Here is a 20,530-nt window from a genome sequence, read left to right on the forward strand (position 1 = left end):
TTTTTCATTTTAGTTTATCTGCGTAATACTGTTCGAACTTTGCAAGCTTAGGGGCAATCAGAATACTGCAATAACCTTGATTTGGGTTTTCATTGTAATAGTCTTGATGGTACTGCTCTGCAGGGTAAAAGTTTGTAAGCGGGCTAAGCTCGGTGACAATCGGCTCACGAATTTGCTTTTGTAAGGCATCAATCATGGCTTGAGATTCTGCTTTTTGCTTTTCATCATGATAGTAAATAACACTTCGATACTGGGTGCCGACATCATTACCTTGGCGGTTTAATTGTGTGGCATCGTGTAAAGTGAAGAACATTTCAAGTAGGGTGTTATAGCTCACGATACTGCTATCAAAATCAAGCTGAACCACCTCAGCGTGACCCGTTAAGCCGGTACAGATTTGTTGATAACTAGGGTTTTCAATCTCACCGCCAGCATAGCCAGAACTGACATTAAGCACGCCTTTTACGCGTCTAAATGCGGCATCAATACACCAAAAGCAGCCGCCGCCAAAAGTGGCGATTTGTATGTTGTTATCCATATTTCACTCCCTTACCGTTTTGCTGACTATAGCCGAAAAAACAAAACGCCGTAAAGACGGCGTTTTGTTAAAGCTCAAGCTCGTTTAAATTTCTTCTAACGGCTTGTCTTTTGCTTGTTGTTCTAACTTGCTCTGTAAGTACTCAGGCGACTGGGTATTTCGGGCAAGTGCGCTGTATGCTGCAGGTACTACGAACAAGGTTAGTAAGGTTGCAACAATAACACCTGTAAATACCACCACACCAATTACCATGCGACTTTCTGCACCTGGGCCACTTGCAAGAACTAGCGGTACCGAGCTCATCACTGTGGTTAGTGAGGTCATAATAATTGGGCGTAAACGTTGTGTCGCAGCTTGGCTAATCGCTTCGTTAAACTCAACGCCTTTATCGCGCAGCTGGTTTGCAAACTCAACAATCAAGATACCGTTTTTCGCACTTAAACCTATCAGCATTACGATACCAATTTGGCTGTAAATATTCAGAGTAAGTCCGGTGTACCACAAGCCAAATAGTGCACCCACTAAACCAAGTGGCACAGTAAGCATGATCACAAATGGGTGAATAAAGCTTTCAAACTGTGCTGCGAGTACTAAGAAGGTAACAGTCAGTGCCAGAATGAATACATAGGTCATTGCAGATGCGCCTTCATAGAACAGCTGAGATTCACCCTTGTAGTCAATTGCGCCGTCGATGTCGTTTTCTTCTGCTGCCACTTGATTTAAGAAGTTAAGCGCTTCTTCTAGGGTATAACCATCTGCTAAGTTCGCACTTAAAGTAATTGCGCGCATACGGTTATAACGGTTTAAACGCGATGCGGTGGCTTCTTCTTTTAAGCTAATTAAGCTATCTAGCGGCACTAATTCACCACTGCGTGATTTTAAATAGATATTTGAGATATCAGTCGGATTAGCAAAGTCTTCTTTGGTGCCTTTTAAAATCACATCGTATTCTTCACCACGGTCGATAAAGGTCGTTACGCGGCGTTGCCCTAACATGGTTTCTAGCGTGCGGCCTACATCCGATACAGAAACCCCTAAATCAGCGGCTTTGTTTTTATCAATGTTGATTAAAAACTGCGGGAATGTTTCTTTGTAATCGTGGTCGATTCTTACCAAGCCTGGATTTTTCTCAGCACGCTCAATAATACGGTCTCGCCAATCGGCTAGTTGGTCGTAATCGTTACCTTGCAGTACAAATTCAATCGGGCGAGATGAACCACCGCCACCAATACCACGGCGCATAATGGCAAACGCACGCACATCGGTCACTTCAGTCATTTTACCGCTGATTTCATCCATTACTTCCCATGTAGAGCGCTTACGTTTATCCCAGTCGGCCATACCAATAATAGCAACACCACCTTGGCCGCCCCAGCCTGGTACACGAACAAGCACTCGGCTCAATTCACCAGACTCAGAGTAAGGCATTAAACGTTCTTCAATTTTAGCCATGTTTGCAGCGTTATTTTCATAACTCGCTCCCTCAGGGCCACTCATCATGATAAAGAAAGTACCGCGGTCTTCTTTTGGCGTAAGCTCTGAAGGCACTTTTTGAAACAGCATAAAGCTGGCAACACCAGCCAAAATCATAGTCAGTAGCAAGCTCCATTTACGGCTCATATTTGAAGTCAGAGAGTTACGATAGGCATTTTCGATTTTGTTAAAGGTTCTATCCATCCACTGGCTAAACTTGCTTTCTTTTTCTGAAGCTTTTAATACTTTTGAGCAGAGCGCCGGAGATAGGGTTAATGCGGTAATACTCGAGAAGAACACTGCGGCGCTTACTGCCATCGCAAATTCTGTGAATAGGGCACCAATACGGCCATCCATAAACACTAGCGGCACGAACACCGCAATCAGTACGAGTGTGGTGGCAATAATCGCAAAGCCAACTTCACGGGCACCACGAAATGCTGCCAGTAGTGGTGGTTCACCCAGCTCTATACGGCGGTGAATATTCTCAAGCATTACAATCGCATCATCTACTACTAAACCGATAGCAAGCACGAGTGCCAGAAGAGTTAACAAGTTGATTGAGTAACCCATAGCCAGCAAGAACATAAAGCTGCCCACTAAGGCCACTGGTACGGTTACAGCAGGCACTAGGGTTGCGCGGATATTGCCTAAAAATAGGTAAATAACCAAGACAACTAGCGCCATTGAAATCCCAAGGGTTCTGTATACTTCATCAATAGACTCTTTGATGAAAATAGATGAGTCATAGCTGTCTTGAATGGTGGTGCCTTCTGGCAGGTTACGCTTAATTTTTTCAAGCTCTGCGCGGGCATTATCAACCACGGTTAGGGTATTGGCTTTGGCTTGCTTGACGATACCCAAACCAATCATATTACGGCCATTACCTCGGAATAAGCTTTCGTCGTCAGCAGCTTCTAAGTGAACATCAGCCACTTCACCTAAACGTACTAAATAGCCGTCATCGCCACGTTTGATTACTAGGTTTCGAAAGTCTCGCTGATCTTTATAACTACGCGCGGTACGTACTGTAAAATCACGGTCGATAGATTCGATTTCACCGGCAGGTAATTCAACGTTTTCAGTGCGTAAGGTGTTTTCAATATCGCTACTAGTAATACCGCGTGCTGCCATCGCTTTACGGTTTAACCAGATTTTCATTGCGTATTTACGCTCGCCACCAACGCGTACATTAGAGACACCATCAACAACCGCTAATCGGTCAACAATAAAGCGCTGTGCGTAATCAGATAACTGCAATGAATCCATAGTGGTACTGTTTAGTACGAACCAGGCAATTGGGCTTTCATCACTGTTTGATTTAGAGACCTCTGGTGGGCGAACTTGCTCAGGTAAGCTATCAAGGGCACGGGCTACACGTTCACGTACATCGTTTGATGCGGCATCGATATCGCGGCTGATATTAAATTCAATGGTGATATTTGAGCGACCATTTCGGCTTGATGAGTTAATACTTTTAATGCCTTCGATACCCGAAATGCGGTTTTCGAGTACTTGGGTGATTTTCGTTTCAATAATCTCTGCGCTGGCACCTGTGTAATCAGTGCTAACGCTGACAATCGGTGTTTCAATATCTGGGTATTCGCGCAGTGGTAGCATAGAAAATGCCACCAAACCAAAGGTAAGTAACAACAGGTTTATTACGATCGCAAAGACCGGGCGTTTAACGCTAGTATCAGTAATTTTCATGGTTTAGCCCTTGATACTTACTTTGCTGCCAGTACGGATCTTAATGATGCCTTCAGTCACGACTTGCTGACCATTCTCAAGGCCTTTATCAATAGCTACCCAGCCATTGTGACGACCCGCCACATGTACTTCGACTTTGTTAGCAACGCCATCTTCAATTTGGAACACGTAGTGTTTGTCTTGCTGAGGGATGACGGCTTTCTCTGGTACCATTAGCGCTTGGTTTGAGCTTAACTCTAATGCTGTATTTAACAGCATACCTGGGCGTAACAGGCCTTTTTCATTGATAAAGCTTGCTGTCACTTCAACGCTACGAGTGACTGAGTCGATACGCGAGCTAATATGCGTCACTTTACCGTTAAAGGTTCTATCTGGGTAAGCATCGTTTTGGGTCATCACTTTCATTCCTAGCTGTAACTGCGCTAGGTATTTTTCTGGTACTTTAAAGTCGACTTTAATGATGCTGATATCATCAAGGGTGGTGATGTTTGTAGTATTGCTAACATAAGTACCAATTGAAATTTCACGCTTACCAAGTAAGCCAGAAAACGGTGCTTTAATCGTCATTTCTGCCAGCTTTGTTTTAGCGCTTTCAAGTTGTGCTTCGGTTGCGTCTACGCGTGATAGCTGCTCTTCTAGTAACGATTTAGCCGTAGCCTGAGAGCGAGATAGCTCAGTAAGGCGTTCAAGTTGACGGCGTTCTTCACGTAAATTAATGCTTAGCTCTTTCACTGCTAACTCTTCTTCTTGAGATTGCAATTGAACCAGTTTTTGACCTTTACTGACTAAGTCGCCATCATTGAAAAAGATATCGGTAACATAATCGTTTTGTGCACTGCGAATATAAATAGCTTGGTTAGCACGAGCACTACCAATTGCTTCTATTAGCACCGCATTTTCTTCGGCTGTAACAGTGTGCGCTGTCACTTGAGTTGCACGGTCGCCAAAGTTGCTTTGCTCACCTTGGCTTGAAGGTAAATACAAATAAATACATAACCCTAGTAAAAGGGTAATAATAAAAGGAAAAAGTGCTTTACCAGATTGTGTAGAATACATCATCGTGTTACCAGAAAATTAGTTGAGTGTAGTGTACAAAATTAGTACGTGCCCCGTATGTCAGGTATCTCATAAATTTGTGCATTTGGCGTAAAAGTTAAAAGTTCGGCTAGTTTGTTCCTTTATTGTGACTAAAAGAGAGGTTTTAGTATGGGTAAAGAGCCAAAATGTAATTATTGTTTAACGCTTAGAAAGATAGTTTTGGTCACAATTGTGATGTTTATTTTTTACTTTTCTGTTTATGGATAAGAAACCTCCTGCACTTAGAGTGCGCGCACAAGCATCCCGCCATGGCAGTGAGTTTTTAATTGTTGGTGGTATTGGGTTAATCATTATTATGCTAGTTAACCTATTGAGGCCCGGTGAAATTAGCATTGTTGAGATTTTTTTAGCCACAACCTGCATAGCGGCAATTTTTATTGGCTTTTTAAAAACTCAAGAACCATACTTTAGCCTAATATTTACTCAGAATTTACTTATTTATCATCACAAAGTTGGGAATTGGCAGCTAAATCATGCTAATTTTCATCATAGTGGTATACCAAAAGTGGAACAGGGCTTAGAATACCTTGAGTTAAATGCAGTTGGTATTAAACTCAATAACATAGATGAATTTTTAACACAGATTCACCCAAGAATTGCCGGGCGATTATTAATAGAGCAGCGTCATCTATTTATGCAAGTTATTCAAAAACATTGCAAAAATGGTGATTGCCCATCAAAATGGTTAATAGAAGAGACGGACTACACTGCCCCAAGTGGTCAGCTTTACAAAGGATTGATTGCCATGTTTGCCAATCGTACGCAGCATTTAAGGCAGTTGACAGGATACGATTTATTATTGCCTGCCAATGTACTTGATGTTGATATTTGGCAATTTAGTGCTGATTTGAATCGTTGGAAACTGAATCCTAGTGAGTTTATAGAGACTCGCTTACAGAAAAAGTAAGCTATAGGTGGCAGTAAGTAGTAGGAAAAGGCTATGAGTCAAGAACGTTCTTTTATTAAAAGCGGTCGAAACACAATTATACATAAAGATAAAAAACTCGACTTAGTGGTTGTGAATGGTGAGAACCATCCACGCATTAAAGTTACTCAAAACGGTTTAGAGCCGTTTAAAGAAGATCTGCCAAAAAACCGTCGTGAAGCCAAAGAACGCTACTTAGAGATGGTGTATGTAGCAAGCCCAGATGTATTTGCAGAAGAAAAACGTTTGTTGTTTATTCAAGCCCTTGATGGCAGAGAGTACAAAGTTGATTACAGTAAAATAGGCACTAAGCTCTTCGTACGTATTCACCAAGATAGTTATTTATAATTCCTAGTCTGGCACTTTAATTGCTTGTTATTAGCTTATTTGGCAGTCGGCCATGACCGACTTTGCATTTTAAGGTGGTAAACATGAGATTAGTGCCTCTTACCCTAGTTGCATTAACGACATTAACAGCCTGTGGCGGCGGTGGTGGTTCGAGTGATTCGAACCCAGTCGCAGCAACAGTTAATGCAGGCTCCGATCAGCAAATTATTGAAAAAAGTGAATTTACTGTCTCTGCCCAAGGCTCCCCAGCTGATGGCACCTTTACTTGGGAGCGAGTCAGTGGCCCTGCACTAGAAGGTTTTCCAGCAGAGGGCGCAGAACAAACCATTACCGCTCCAGATATTAAACTCGACTCTGAACTTGTTTTAAAAGTGAATTATCAAACTGATGGGCAACTTGTTTCCGATCAAGTCAGTATTTTTATTACATCAAATAATCAACTGCCAGTTGCAGTGATCACGCAAATCGCGCCAGAAGAGTTACCATCACAATATAATGATGTGATCACATTAAGTGGCGAAGAGTCTGTTGATATTGATGAAAATGGCTCAGTTGACAGTTACTTGTGGACGCAACTTGATGGCCCTGATTTAACGGCTGACAGTTACAACAATCAAACCATTAGCTTTACTCACCCACTACTTGAATCAAATACAGCGATGACGTGGCGTTTAACTGTAACAGATGATGAAGGTGGCTCAGCAAGCACTGAAGCATCGTTTACCTTAAACAAAACCGTTGAGGTAATTATTGCGGATGCAGGTGAAGATCAGCAGGTTATTGAGTTTGATACCGTAACCCTTGATGCCAGCAATAGTGAAATTGTGACAGCAACAAAGTCATGTTTTTGGGAGCAATTAACAGGCGAAACTGTGACCTTGGCAAACCAGAACCAGTGTATCACGACGTTTGTAGCCCCTGATGTTGATACCGATTCTGAGCTTAGTTTTGAAGTTACCGTGACTGACAGTAAATCGCGAAGCGACACAGATACTGTAATTATCGATATTAGCCCAAAACCACTTGGTTTAATTAACGATACAGGCATGAGTGATTGCTATAACAACTCACAAAAAATTAATTGTGACAGCGAAGACTTCCCAAGCCAAGACGCCGATGTAGGTCGTGATAGTGTCGCAAACCAACTAGATAAAGTAGGTCAGGGCGACTTAGCGTTTGATTTTACTAAAATGAATGAATTTGCCGACGAACTCCCTGATGATGCTACTAGCTTTAGTTGTGTTCGCGATAACGTGACGGGCCTTATTTGGGAAGTAAAAGAAGCCAGTTCAACATTACCGCCGTCGACAGCTGATCGTGCAGCAACAAACCATTATACCTGGTATTTAAATGGTTCAAGTGGTGTGCAAACGGGTAGTGTGCAAGGGGCTGCGAGCTCTACTTGCCCAAGCACCAGTGACTGTGGCCTGCAAACTTACATTAATGATGTGAACAGCAACGATTTTTGCGGTGGTACAAATTGGCGTGTGCCAACTTACACCGAGTTATTAGGGTTATTAGATTATGCCAAGCAAGGTGAGCCTACATTGCTTAATAGTGATTTCTTCCCAAATCAACCAAGTGATACTCAGCTAAGCAGTGATAGCAGCTCATTTATGCCTTATTGGACTTCGCAAACAGCGGCAGATGGTACGAGTTTATCGCAAGCTTATATTATCGATATGAGTAGTGCTAATGACTTAGCATATCCAAAAAGTAATACCGCCTTTGTGCGCTTAGTTAGAACGCCGGGAGAGTAATATGCGAAAGTTACCTTTAATCACAGTAATTACCGTTATTGCTCTGCAATCGGGTTTTGCTGCTGCGCAAGTATGTTATAGCGCTGTCACTGAAACGACCCCTGATAGCCGTTTTGTAATTAACGAAGATGGTACAGTAAGTGATAGCGAAACGGGACTTATGTGGCAACGTTGTACGTTTGGTCAAAGCTATGATAGTGACACAGATACTTGCGAGGGCACTAGCCAGCAACTTACTTGGGGCGAAGCTTTACGCGGGGCTGAAAATGCAACTTTTGCTGATTACAGTGATTGGCATGTGCCAAATGTTAAAGAGTTAGCAAGTATTTTAGAGCATAGTTGTGTGCAGCCTAGTATTAACGAAAACGCATTTTTATCGACTAAGCTGCAAAACTATTGGAGTAGCACTTCAGGGATCAGTCGTACTGATCTAGCTTGGGTGTATCAATTTGATAAAGGCATCAACAGCCTTCACGCAAAAACGTCCGATGTTTATTTGCGTTTGGTGCGCTACGAAAAGTAGTCTTTAATAATCTTTAACCGCGCTTGCTCAAGCGCGGTTTTAATTTCTGCGCCTTTAATACCTTGTGCAATAAACTGTTGCGGGTTGACTGCTCGTGCTTGCGTGGCTGCATTTACTAAAGAGTCATAGCTGGCTACTGGCTGTTGCTGGCTTATCTCTAACACCTTTAATACTTGCTCAAAACGCTCAGGGCGACGCCATAAATCAAGTTGGTTAAAGCAAGCAAAAACGGCCTCGCTAGATGGTTTTTCTGCACTTAACGTTGTTTGATGGGTTTGACTAAACAGCGCTAAATCGCGCACTTCATTAGGTAAGCGTATCTTGCTAGCTATCGCTTTTATCTCATCGCTTGAAAGCGCTAAGGTAACTTGGCTAAATAATAACGCAGTGTCGCTAACTTGCAGTTTATTCGCATAGGCAAAGCGAGCTTGTAAGGTATGGTAAAGCTCATCACACCATTTATTTTCAAGCTCAGGGCTAATTACATGCAGGCCGCCAATGCTGGCAAGCACATTTAAAAACTCGCTAAATGCGCCATCACTTAGAGATTTTTCGCATTCTAACCAAACGCGTTCAGCAGTTAGTGTGTTTAGCTCATTGGCTTTGACCATATCAATTAAAAGCGCCTTGGTTTCTGGCGCAATAGTAAAGCCTAGGTAATGATAACGAGCAGCAAAACGCGCTACGCGTAATATGCGTAGAGGGTCTTCACTAAAGGCATCGGAGACATGACGTAATACACGATTTTCAAGGTCTTGTTGGCCAGAAAAAGGGTCAACTAAGCTGCCATCTTGAGCTTGAGCAATGGCATTTACGGTGAGATCTCGACGAATTAAGTCTTGCTCTAATGTGACATCTGGCGTGAAATCACAAATGAAGCCAGTGTAACCTTGACCTTGTTTTCGCTCGGTTCGAGCCAGCGCATATTCTTCTTTACTTTGTGGATGTAAAAATACCGGAAAATCTTTACCAACTTGTTGATAGCCTTGGCTGATAAGTTGTTCAGGTGTTGCACCAACCACCACATAATCGCGCTCTTTAACGTCACGACCAAGTAGGGCGTCTCTGACTGCGCCACCGACTAAATAAACCTGCATAAAACACCTATAATTTTGCCTTTTCGCTATTTTACGTTATTTAGCCAATAAAATGTAAACAAGGTTTTAAGTAGCGATGTTTTTTGCCATTATAGACCGTGATTTTAAACGCAAGGAATAACACGGTGTATTTAAGCTATTTTGGCTTGTCAGAAAAACCCTTTTCGATTGCCCCAAATCCTGAGTATTTATTTCTTAGTGAACGCCATAAAGAGGCATTAGCGCACCTTACCTATGGATTAGGTGAAGCGGGTGGCTTCGTTTTGTTAACAGGCGAAGTGGGTACAGGTAAAACAACACTAACAAGAAGTCTGCAAGAGCAGTTACCTGAAAACACCCAAGTGGCACAAATTCATAATCCGGCTTTGTCACAGCTTGAACTGCTTGCCAGTATTTGTGACGAATTAAAGATTGAGTATGACAGTACTAATGCGACTCTGAAGACCCTTACTGATGTGATTAAAAAGCACCTTGAGGCAAACAATCAAGCGGGCGGTCACACCATCTTAATTATTGATGAAGCACAATTACTCGCACCTGATGTGCTAGAGCAGCTGCGCTTGTTAACCAATATCGAAACAGATCATAAAAAACTGCTGCAAATTGTATTAGTAGGGCAACCTGAGCTTCAAGAACTACTAAAACGCACTGAATTAAGACAACTTGCCCAGCGTATTACCGCGCGTTATCACTTATTACCACTCACTGAAGGACAAGTGTTTGCCTATGTTAAGCACCGTTTATTTAAAGCGGGCACAGAGCAAGCATTGTTCTCAGGGGATGCGTTAAAAGCGATTTATCAGGTTACTCAAGGCGTACCAAGATTGATCAATTTATTATGTGAGCGCTGTTTAGTGGGAGCATTTTCACAGCAAAAATTGAGTATCGACAGTGAGCTTGTAATGCGCTCAGCCGCAGAGGCACTGCCGCCAACCAGCACTCCTGTTGCTGTAGCAAATAAAGAGCCGAGTTATGTTTGGCTTTACCCAGTTTCATTTTTAGCCGTATTAGGAATGGGTATTGGTTTATCCTACCTAATATAACGAGTGTTCATTTATGTCATTATTACTAGATGCAATTAAACAATCTGATCAGCACGCACAAACTGCCGTTGATCATGACCAAGCCGCACTTGCGCTCAAACAACAGCAAGAATTAACACGCTATCGCCGCTTAGCTTTTTCATTTGGGCTATTACTGGCGGCCATATTGACGCTTATGGCAGGATTTTCGATTGGTAAATGGTTACAGCAAACTAAACCTGCTGCTGAGCAGCCAAAGCTTGTTAATAACAGCAATGAAACCACAGAAAGCGTTGCCACTGAGGCTCAGGCAAGTCCTGAAACAAAACAACCTGCTAAGCAACAGCAAGTAGCGCAAAGCCAAAACCCGCAAGCGACCAATAACCCAGCCCAAGTAACAACGATGCAACAAGGGCAAGTGCAACAATCTGTACCGCAACAAGCTGTGCCGCAACAAATGATGCAGCAGGTTCCGGTGCAAGGTCAGCAATATCAATGGGTGCAAGTACCTGTTAATTCAGCTCCTGTGTATGCAAATCAAGGTTATCAAGTACAACCTCAGTACCAGCAGCAAGCTGCGTATCAAAATCAGCCAGTGTATCAATCACAGCCACAGTTTTCGCAGTCAATGCAACAAATCAACCCGCAGCAAATGAGCAGTAATGGCGTTGATTTAAGTAAATACAAGGTGCTCGGCAAGCCACTTAATGGTCAGCCAACTCAACCTGCTTCTCAATCATCAACAAATGATGAGCTTAAAGATGTACCAGATACATTGAAAGATGCTTTTGCTAAAGCGGTTGAAGATGTTGATAACAAACATAGTGTTGATATTACCCGTAGCACTAAAAACACATCGTATGCAGAGCCCATTGAGCTATTGCCTGATGCATTACAAAGCCTCATTCCTACCATTAAATACCAAGCGCATATTTATGCTTCAGAAACATCGAAGCGTTGGATTAAGTTAAATGGTCGTGAGTTATACGAAGGCGATAACATTGGTGTGTTGTCTGTGATTGAAATTACGCCAGAGCAGAGCTTATTAAGCTACGATGGCTATGAGTTTACGTTAAAAGCATTACAAGACTGGCCTGAGTAGCCAGTCTTAATTTTAAGGGTTAAGGTAAAATAGCATTCTTAAAAAAGCGGATCAGGTCGATATTAAAGTCACTCGGCCTGACTGCTGACTCTAAACTATCGTGACAACGGCTGTTAGCCAAATCAATATCCTGCACTTCGGTATAGCGAGCATGCTTAGCGTGATAAAACACCTTAACTTGAGGTTTTAAAGGACTAGTAGGGTTACTGTGAGTGACCACACCTAATTTTTGGCTCTCAAGTTTAACTAAGGTGCCGACCGGGTGAACACCGATGCACTGAATAAACTTAGTGACTAGATCTCCATCAAAGCTATCTGGACAGCCATCTTTAAGTATCTTAAACGCCTTAATTGGTTCCATGCCAGCTTTGTAGACACGCTCAGCGGTCAATGCATCATAAACATCAACAATCGAAGCCATGCGTACGTACAAACTTATCTCGTCACCACTTTTACCAAACGGATAGCCACTGCCGTCTAAACGTTCGTGATGGAACCCTGCTATATCAACAGCAATCCCGCTCAAGCCTGCCTGCTCTAAAATTTCTTTACTGAAACGAGCATGGTCCTGAATTGCTTGGTACTCTTCATCTGTTAACTTGCCAGGCTTATTGAGTATCTCATCGGGAATATTTATTTTTCCAATATCGTGAAGTAAAGCACCGGTCGCAAGCTCTTCAATAATGGCTTTTTCAATACCTAAGTGTTTAGCAAAAATGCTCATCAAAATTGATACATTAATTGAATGCTCAAGTAAATAAGCATCTTTTTCACGCATACGAGTGATACAGGCAAGCGCATCTTGATTACGAAAAACCGAATCAATAAAGCCACTTGCGAGTTCTTTGAAAGGGGCAATATCAATTTTGTTGCCATCGCGGATATCGTCAAAGGCTTTGCTTTGCAATGACCTTGCTTCGTTATATAAGCTGTTTGCTTTGCCCATTTCTGCAGACACACTATGGGTTGTGTGCCAAGGATCAAAAGCGCTAGTCTCGCCAACAGGTTGTGGATTATGTTGCTGCTCAACCACTTTATTCTCATTGTCTAAGGTCAGAGTTTTGTCCGGGTCTATCGCTATTTCTAATATGCCAGCCTTGATCAGCTTGTCTATGCTTCCCTGTGTTTTTACCCAACCTTGGTTTTTTATACGGATCTTGCCTTTTTGTTTTGTCACACTTTGGACAAACATGCCGGGCTTAAGTTGATTGATAGGGAGTGTTTTCAAAGCCTTTACTTCTAGTCGAATACATTACTATAAAACTAGCAGAAAATTTGTAGCTCGGTAAACAAGAATAGTAAAAAGGTATCTGTAAAAATCAAAAGCCCCCGCAAATGCGAGGGCTTTTAAATAACTCAGGAAAGTGTAATTTCCTTTAACTAATACGATTACTCGTCGTCTTCAACTAAGGTCATTAGTGATGTGTTACCACCTGAAGCGGTTGTATCAACACTAATTGTTTTCTCAGTTAGTAAGCGCTTGATTAGCGTGTCATAGTACTCAGAGCTGATCACTGGCAGAATCGCACCTTTACGTTGTGCTAGCTGCTGGCTGAAGTAGCCTAGGCGTGATGAACGAGCTGCAACAACCGCACCTGCAAGGTGAGGGTGCGCTAAAATTGCTTGTAACTGATTAGGTTTAGCAACTTGGAATACACCTTCAGCAATACCTGTTGAGATAAACTTATCTTTAAACGCAACCGCTTCGTCAAAGAATAACTCAGAAGCAACCGTGATTACGGTATTACCAGCAGCAAGTGCTGTGATAATCGAAATTGCCCAGAAATTAAATGACGTACTCTTATCTGCATAACAAACTACACAACCACGAGGCTCTAAGTGAAGCGTGTTAGATTCACCCGTAGGTCCTGGCAGCACAGTGTGCTTACGCATGTGTTTTTCAAGACGGTTAAGTTGTGCACGTGCATCAGCTAGCGTTAATGCCAAATCATCGGCAAGCTCGTCGATAATTTCTACAGTCGCTACTTTTGCAAGTAATTGACGCACAGCAGAAACTCGGTCGTTCAGTGGTGTCGCACGCCAGATTTTCTCGTCGCGTAATGAGTTATCCATTAGCGTAGCAACTTGCTCAGCTGCACCTGAATAGTGGTGAGTATCTAACTCATCAGGTGTTAGGTTTGTCATTTGCACGTTATCTGGTGATGCTTTTTCTTTCACTAGACGTTGTAAGTAGTTAGGGCCACCGGCCTTAGGGCCTGTGCCTGATAAACCTCGGCCACCAAACGGTTGTACGCCAACAATCGCACCAATCATATTACGGTTGACGTAAACATTACCTGCTCGTGACATCTTCGCTACGTATTCGCAGCGCTCTTCGATACGTGAGTGGATCCCCATGGTCAGACCGAAGCCAGTACCATTGATTTGATCAATTACGTTATCAAGCTCTGTGCCCTTGAAACGAATGATATGCACACACGGGCCAAATACCTCACGTTTAAGCACAGATAAGTCTTTGATCTCGTATAAACGAGGCGCAAAGAAGAATGCGCCATTTTCGCTGTTATCAGGAATCGCACACTCATAGTGAAGAGTTGCATTACCTTTTAAGTATTCAACATGGTCATTTAAGTTTTTCAGTGCTTTTTCGTCGATAACAGGACCGATATCTGTTGAAAGCAATGAAGGGTCACCAACGTGAAGCTCTTTTAAAGCGCCTTTGATCATCTCAATGATGCCATCAGCAACGTCTTCTTGTAAGAACAATACACGTAGTGCAGAACAGCGTTGACCCGCACTTTGGAAGCCAGAGCTGATCACATCGTCAACAACTTGCTCTGGTAGAGCGGTTGAGTCAACGATCATACAGTTTTGACCACCAGTTTCAGCGATAAGCGGTACTTGGATATCATTACGCGCAGCAAGAGTTTGCGAAATAAGAGTCCCTGTTTCTGTAGAACCGGTGAACATAACAGCTTGAATACGCTCATCAGGAACGATGGTTTTACCTACTTCGCTACCACGGGCAATAACTGGCTGTACAACGTGCTCAGGTAAGCCTACAGAAAGCATCAGTTCAATTGCACGAAGTGCGATTAAGCTTGTTTGCTCAGCTGGTTTCGCAATAACTGTGTTACCAGTCACGATTGCTGCAGCTACTTGACCTAAGAAGATTGCAAGTGGGAAGTTCCATGGGCTGATACATAAGATCACACCACGTGCTTCAAAGCGCTCATCTTCAGAAAGTTCTTCAGCGCGTGCTGCGTAGTAGCGGCAGAAATCCACTGCTTCACGAACTTCATCGATGCCATCTTGGGTAATTTTACCAGCTTCTTTAATACAGATAGCAACAAGCTCATCGTGGTGACGCTCTAAAATGTCAGCAACACGACGTAGTAAGTTTGCGCGCTCTTTTACTGGTGTTTGTGACCATGATTCAAATGCTTTTTCTGCGTTTTCTAAAAGCGAAGTCATTTCGTCAGAAGATTGTAGTTTCACATGACCAATGATTTCTTTGTGATTTGCAGGGTTCTTCACAGGAAGAGAGCCTTCTGGCACATCGCTTAATTCAATACGGTGCTCATCAAACCAAGTATCAAGATTTTCTTTAAATGGTGTGATGACGTTGATATCAGTTAAGTCCATACCTTTTGAGTTAGCACGTTCTTCACCGTATAAATCAATTGGCATCTTGATTTGCGTGTTGTACTTGTTACGTAAACCTTGCAGTGTTTCTACAGGGTCAGGTAATAGTGATTCAACAGGCTTAGTCGTATCAACAATCGCATTCACGAATGACGAGTTAGCACCGTTTTCTAATAAACGACGTACTAAGTAGGCAAGTAAGTCTTCGTGTTGACCCACTGGTGCGTAAACACGACATTGAATTTTCTCTTGGGTTACGATTTGGTCGAATAACGACTCACCCATACCGTGCAGGCGTTGGAATTCAAAACCTTCGTTATCACCTTTTGCAACTTCTAAGATTGTTGCTGCAGTGTATGCGTTGTGTGTAGCAAATTGCGGATACAATACATCGCGTGCTTCTAGAAGCTTAATAGCACAAGCTTTGTAAGAAACGTCTGTGGTCGCTTTACGTGTAAATACCGGGTAGTGATCTAAACCATCTTGTTGAGTGGTTTTGATTTCTGTATCCCAGTATGCACCTTTTACAAGGCGAACCATTAGTTTACGACCAACTCGACGAGCAAGTTCTGCAACCCACTCAACGACAAAAATAGCGCGCTTTTGGTATGCTTGAACAGCTAAACCAAAGCCGTTCCAGTTACCTAAATCGTCATCACTGAATACCGCTTCAATAACATCTAAAGAAATATCTAAACGGTCAGCTTCTTCAGCATCAACAGTAAAGCCGATATCGTAGCTTTTCGCTGCAAGTGCAAGTTCTTTTAACTTAGGTACCACTTCAGCAATAACACGTTCGCGGTGAGTGAATTCATAGCGTGGGTGAATAGCAGAAATTTTAACTGAGATACCAGGGCTCTTAATTGGGCCACGGCCATTTGCTGCTTTACCAATCGCGTGGATAGCTGTCATGTAGCTTTGGAAGTAACGCTCTGCATCTTTCATTGTGCGAGCGCCTTCACCTAGCATATCGTATGAGTAAACGTAGCCTTTTTGCTCTTTTTCTGCTGCACGTTCAATGGCCTCGTCGATAGTACGACCCATAACGAATTGCTTACCCATGATCTTCATCGCGAAGTTCACAGATTTACGAATAACAGGCTCACCTAAACGACCAATTGTTTTCTTAAGAACACCGAATTGCTGCTCTTTTGACTTGTCGCTGTAGTTAACCATTTTACCGGTTACTAACAGACCCCAAGAAGAGGCGTTTACAAATAAAGAATCGCTGCTACCTAAATGCGAGCTCCAGTCACCTTTAGCAAGTTTGTCACGAATTAGTGACTCTTGCGTTGCTTTATCTGGAACACGTAATAGTGCTTCTGCAAGACACATTAATACAACGCCTTCTTCACTTGATAGTGAGAATTCATTTAATAGTGCATCTACACCGCTTTGACCATCCTGATCGCGACGGATATTTAAAACCATTTGACGAGCGCGTTCCCACGCTCGGCTACGCGCTTTCACGCCTACTTCAGCCAAAGGCAAAATATGATCAATAACCGCATTTTCGTCAATACGGTAGAAATCACGGATCTTTTGTCTAATTGGACATTCAGTTGTCAAATCGCCATTAAATAGCATATGTAACCCTCTGGTATGTGGAGTCTAAAAAATGAACTAATTGCATTTCTTACCATTGATATAATTCGTGCATTCTAATTAAAATCCAGCAGAATATGCTGGTTAAATTTTTCGATTTACGATAATTTACAGGGCATACCGTTAACTTAGCCGCATAAAATTCTGTTATGACCAGTCCGAATAGATTACGCATGTTAGATCGCATCGATTTAGCAATTTTAGACGCTCTGCAAAAAAATGGCAGAATATCGAACGTAAACCTCGCAAAACAGGTAAATCTGAGCCCAAGCCCATGCCTAGACCGTGTAAAACGTTTAGAACAAGAAGGCTACATCGAAGGCTATTACGCTAAGCTTAGCGAAGCAAAACTTAACCAGAGCTTGTTAGCACATGTGCAGGTATCGTTAGTGACCTCGAATACATCGGTGTTTAAAGTATTTCGTGAATATATTTTAAATATCCCGCAAGTGGTTGAATGTGACATGGTTGCTGGTGGCTATGACTACTTATTAAAAATACGTGTGTCTGATATGGACGAATACCGTCAGGTGCTGGGGGATTTAGTTGATATACCAGGGGTAGGTACGCATCACACCTATATGGTGATCGAAAAAATTAAACAGGACAACGGACTGAGGTTCGATATATAGATACAAAAAAAGCACCATCAGGTGCTTTTTTATTGACTATTTAGTGGCTTACGCCCAGCCGTCGTAACGTTTACGGCGAGATAACACCACGGTTAAGATAATACCTAACAGTAAGCCGATAAATGCAATTGCGCCGCCATAAGTAAGTAGCTGACGTTTCTCTTTAGCACTGGCTGTTTGCTTTGCATTACGCTCAGACTCAATAGTGTTCTTAAGCGCTTCGATTTGCTTGCTAAGAGCTAGGTTTTGCTCTGTCAGTGATTTGTTCTGCTCTTGTAGTTGTGGCAGTTCAATTTCAGCTTGGCGAAGCTGCTCTTGCATTACTGTCATGTCGTTATTCAGTGCTTGAAATTGTTGTTGAATACCCGCGTTTTCAGTAACAAATTTTGACTCTACCCAACCTTCACGATCTTTATCATCACGAATTTTAAAGTAGCCATTATCTTCAGCTGACAACAACACAACTTGCGTACCTGCATCGACTGAACCCAAAATGCGGTAATTTTTGCTTGGGCCTGAGTGCATAAAGGTATACAGGTTATCGACTATGTATGCGGTGTTTTGGCTGTCGCTGCTTGGTGCTTCTTCTGCGTAGCTAATAAAAGAGGTGGCCGCAAGGAGCAACCCAAAAATACACTGTTTTAACATCAATCTACCTTGTTAATGTGATCTTGCCTAGAAGTGGCTAAATTTATAATTTCTTTATGTATAGAGATAGTAGGGATTTCAACTATTAATAGCAAGGCTGATATTGTAATCCGTGCGTGGGCTTAACCGCAAAAAACAGGAAAAAATTTGCATTAACAGTCTGCTTTGTTTATTTTGATCACTTATTTATTTTAAATGTACTCCGCAAAGCGAATGGATACTGAGATAGAACTGAAGTTTTTGGTGTCAGATGCCGTTGTTCCACTGATCCCCGCATTAATTACCCAATTTGCAAAAACCGTTACCAATAAACCGTCACGCAACTTACAAAATGCTTATTACGATACGCCAAGCCGAGAACTACGTGCTTTAGATATTGGCCTTCGTACTCGCTGTTGTGACGGTGAGTGTGAGCAAACTATCAAGCTTGCCGGCGAAGTGGTTGGTGGCTTACATCAGCGCCCAGAATACAATTTACCACTGTCAGGTAATCGCCCCGATTTACTCGCATTTGATGCTGCTATTTGGCCGCATGGCATGCAAGTGACTGGTATTGCAGAAAACCTATACCCAATTTTTAGCACTAACTTTATACGCCGTACTTGGTTACTCGAAACCGAAAGTGGCGCAAAAATTGAAGTGGTATTAGATAAAGGTGAAGTTGCTGCGTCGGGTCAGGTTGAGCCAATTTCTGAACTTGAAATCGAACTGATTGAAGGTAGTCGCAATGAGTTATTTGCACTGGCAGATAAACTGGTTAGTGAAAGCCATGTTCGCTTAGGGCTTTATTCTAAAGCTGCTCGAGGTTATCGTCTTGCTGATGACAAACCATTAAAAGCAAGCAAATCAATTGGCTTTGTGCCACTAAAACGTGGTGCAACCCAAGAACAAGCTTTAGTAGAAAGCATTAACTACGCGATTCGCTTTGTACAAAAACATGAAGCCTGCTACTTCATAAAACCAAGCTTAAAAACCCTTAAGCGTGTCACCGACGGTATTCGTTTAATTCGCCATACATTTTGGCTATTTGACGATATTGTTAGTAAAGACGATACCGACTCATTGCGTACAGAGTTAAAGTGGTTATTGAGCGAATTAGCGTGGGTTGAAAATGCTATTCAGCTAAAAACCTACACATCTAAGCGCCACGCATACTACAAAAAAATCAACAGTGCGCCTGAGCTCACACAAGTTATTAACGACTTAAAAGAGCTTCAGCCAAGCATTGATGATATTGAAACTCTTTTTCATAGCACCCGATACAACCGCTTATTATTACAATTAACAACCTGGTTAATTGAAAAACAATGGCGCAAATCATGGGGGCAAGCTGAGTTTCAGGCAGCAGAAAAACCAGTTGCCGATATTGCTAAGCGTTTATTTGCTAAAGATTGGCACGACATGCACGAGCTTATTCCTGAGCAGCAAGTGTTTACAGATAAAGACTATTTGGCACTACGCACCCGCCTTGAAAACTCATTACTCAGCGGCAACTGCTTAGGTGCCTTGTTCGATAAAGAAGACAGAAATGAGTTCCGTATGCCATGGGTTGATATCTCCCATGGTATTTATGAGTTAAGCACCCTTGAGTACTTAAAGCAGTTATGTGCAGGGCAAGACGACTTAGAGCTGACAAAAATTCAATCATGGCTTGATCAAAAATCAGAGTTTTTGGTCAGTGCGATGGAGCAAAGTCGCCATGCGTCATTTAATACAGACCCTTATTGGTTTTAAATAAATGCGCTTGTGCCTATGGATAGGGTTAGCATGTTTGAGTCTCTCGGCAGTCGCTAACCCTATTGAATGGCAAACCTATAAACAGCAAGACGGCATAAAGGTTAGCTATAAAAAGCACGAAACTGGCATTATAGAAATTAATGCTTCTGTGCTGGTAAAAAATGCCAAGGCCAGTGATTTTATGGCATTGCTCAGTGATACCGACAACGCCGCAAACTGGCTCGCAAATGTCAAAAGCGTGATGCTAATGGAGCGCTTAAGCCCTTCAGAAACCCTTGTTTATACCCACTTTAACTCGCCTTGGCCAGTATCAGACCGAGATTTAGTAAGTTACTCTTGTTATCGCGCTTTAGATGAGCACAAAACCGAGTTACAAATCAAAAGCCAACCTTATGCAAAAGGCGAAGTCTCTGGCGTTGTGCGTATTAAAGACCTCACCGCTTATTGGCGTTTAGAACAGCAACAAAGTAATTTGTTGGTCAGCCATCAAGCCTATGCAGACCCAGGTGGTTCTATTCCGCATTGGTTAAGTAACAAGGTATCCCTAAAAAGCGTTTATAAAACGCTACAAGCACTGAGAGAACAATTAACTAACAATCAGTTTTCCCGCGCTAACACCAGCAGCATTCCAGGTGATTGCTAGTTTTTAATCAAGCGTATTTGGGTGACAGAGTAAGAATTTATCATTATGATCAGGCTAATTCTG

At 42.4% G+C, this 20,530-nt stretch carries 16 protein-coding genes; 9 read left to right on the forward strand and 7 right to left on the reverse strand.

Annotation, left to right across the window (positions count from 1 at the left end; all coding sequences use genetic code 11):
- Positions 1–4: 4 nt before the first annotated feature.
- The 3 genes from msrA to MTF66_RS21010 form a co-directional block, all read right to left on the reverse strand.
- The gene (gene msrA / locus MTF66_RS21000; RefSeq protein WP_054560929.1) at positions 5–538 is read right to left on the reverse strand and encodes a peptide-methionine (S)-S-oxide reductase MsrA; all 534 of its coding nucleotides are present in this window, start codon (positions 536–538) and stop codon (positions 5–7) included.
- An 84-nt stretch (positions 539–622) separates the two neighbouring features.
- On the reverse strand, positions 623–3,721 hold the full coding sequence (locus MTF66_RS21005) for an efflux RND transporter permease subunit (RefSeq protein ID WP_248528463.1): 3,099 nt from the start codon (positions 3,719–3,721) through the stop codon (positions 623–625).
- Between the two features lie 3 nt (positions 3,722–3,724).
- Positions 3,725–4,777 carry an efflux RND transporter periplasmic adaptor subunit gene (locus MTF66_RS21010; protein ID WP_105181361.1) on the reverse strand — a complete coding sequence of 351 codons (1,053 nt, stop codon included), beginning with the start codon at positions 4,775–4,777 and terminating at the stop codon, positions 3,725–3,727.
- Between the two features lie 241 nt (positions 4,778–5,018).
- On the opposite strand from MTF66_RS21010, the gene MTF66_RS21015 reads away from it, so the two are divergent.
- From MTF66_RS21015 to MTF66_RS21030, 4 genes are all read left to right on the forward strand, one after another.
- Complete coding sequence (locus MTF66_RS21015; protein WP_248528466.1) at positions 5,019–5,726, forward strand: DUF2982 domain-containing protein; 708 nt, start codon at positions 5,019–5,021, stop codon at positions 5,724–5,726.
- Positions 5,727–5,759: 33 nt separating this feature from the next.
- Positions 5,760–6,092 (forward strand): hypothetical protein, encoded by a 333-nt coding sequence (locus tag MTF66_RS21020; RefSeq protein WP_217875824.1) that lies wholly within the window; start codon positions 5,760–5,762, stop codon positions 6,090–6,092.
- A gap of 83 nt (positions 6,093–6,175) precedes the next feature.
- Positions 6,176–7,852 (forward strand): DUF1566 domain-containing protein, encoded by a 1,677-nt coding sequence (locus MTF66_RS21025; protein ID WP_248528469.1) that lies wholly within the window; start codon positions 6,176–6,178, stop codon positions 7,850–7,852.
- Between the two features lies 1 nt (position 7,853).
- Positions 7,854–8,375 (forward strand): DUF1566 domain-containing protein, encoded by a 522-nt coding sequence (locus tag MTF66_RS21030; RefSeq protein ID WP_248528472.1) that lies wholly within the window; start codon positions 7,854–7,856, stop codon positions 8,373–8,375.
- Here the strand turns inward: MTF66_RS21030 and MTF66_RS21035 are convergent.
- On the reverse strand, positions 8,363–9,472 hold the full coding sequence (locus tag MTF66_RS21035; protein WP_248528474.1) for a tRNA nucleotidyltransferase: 1,110 nt from the start codon (positions 9,470–9,472) through the stop codon (positions 8,363–8,365). The genes MTF66_RS21030 and MTF66_RS21035 overlap by 13 nt on opposite strands.
- Before the next feature lie 125 nt (positions 9,473–9,597).
- Between MTF66_RS21035 and MTF66_RS21040 the strand changes: the two genes are divergently transcribed.
- A complete protein-coding gene (locus tag MTF66_RS21040) occupies positions 9,598–10,515 on the forward strand; it encodes an ExeA family protein (RefSeq protein ID WP_058585795.1) in 918 nt (305 codons plus the stop codon).
- 13 nt (positions 10,516–10,528) lie between these two features.
- On the forward strand, positions 10,529–11,596 hold the full coding sequence (locus MTF66_RS21045) for a general secretion pathway protein GspB (RefSeq protein ID WP_248528477.1): 1,068 nt from the start codon (positions 10,529–10,531) through the stop codon (positions 11,594–11,596).
- A gap of 19 nt (positions 11,597–11,615) precedes the next feature.
- Here MTF66_RS21045 and MTF66_RS21050 read toward each other — a convergent pair whose 3' ends face one another.
- Positions 11,616–12,824: an HD-GYP domain-containing protein gene (locus MTF66_RS21050; protein ID WP_248528480.1), complete on the reverse strand. Its 1,209-nt coding sequence runs from the start codon at positions 12,822–12,824 to the stop codon at positions 11,616–11,618.
- 161 nt (positions 12,825–12,985) lie between these two features.
- A complete protein-coding gene (putA, locus tag MTF66_RS21055; protein ID WP_248528482.1) occupies positions 12,986–16,789 on the reverse strand; it encodes a bifunctional proline dehydrogenase/L-glutamate gamma-semialdehyde dehydrogenase PutA in 3,804 nt (1,267 codons plus the stop codon).
- A gap of 167 nt (positions 16,790–16,956) precedes the next feature.
- Between putA and MTF66_RS21060 the strand changes: the two genes are divergently transcribed.
- Complete coding sequence (locus tag MTF66_RS21060) at positions 16,957–17,439, forward strand: winged helix-turn-helix transcriptional regulator (RefSeq protein ID WP_058585791.1); 483 nt, start codon at positions 16,957–16,959, stop codon at positions 17,437–17,439.
- Positions 17,440–17,487: 48 nt separating this feature from the next.
- Here MTF66_RS21060 and MTF66_RS21065 read toward each other — a convergent pair whose 3' ends face one another.
- Positions 17,488–18,087, reverse strand: coding sequence for a TIGR04211 family SH3 domain-containing protein (locus tag MTF66_RS21065; RefSeq protein WP_248528485.1), 600 nt, complete (start codon positions 18,085–18,087; stop codon positions 17,488–17,490).
- Positions 18,088–18,300: 213 nt separating this feature from the next.
- Between MTF66_RS21065 and MTF66_RS21070 the strand changes: the two genes are divergently transcribed.
- Together MTF66_RS21070 and MTF66_RS21075 are read left to right on the forward strand one after the other, a co-directional pair.
- Entirely contained in the window at positions 18,301–19,821 is a 1,521-nt protein-coding gene (locus MTF66_RS21070) for a CYTH and CHAD domain-containing protein (RefSeq protein ID WP_248528487.1), read from the forward strand.
- Between the two features lie 37 nt (positions 19,822–19,858).
- Positions 19,859–20,467, forward strand: coding sequence for an START domain-containing protein (locus MTF66_RS21075; RefSeq protein WP_248528490.1), 609 nt, complete (start codon positions 19,859–19,861; stop codon positions 20,465–20,467).
- Positions 20,468–20,530: the final 63 nt, after the last annotated feature.

The sequence above is a fragment of the Pseudoalteromonas sp. 2CM39R genome (assembly GCF_023161845.1).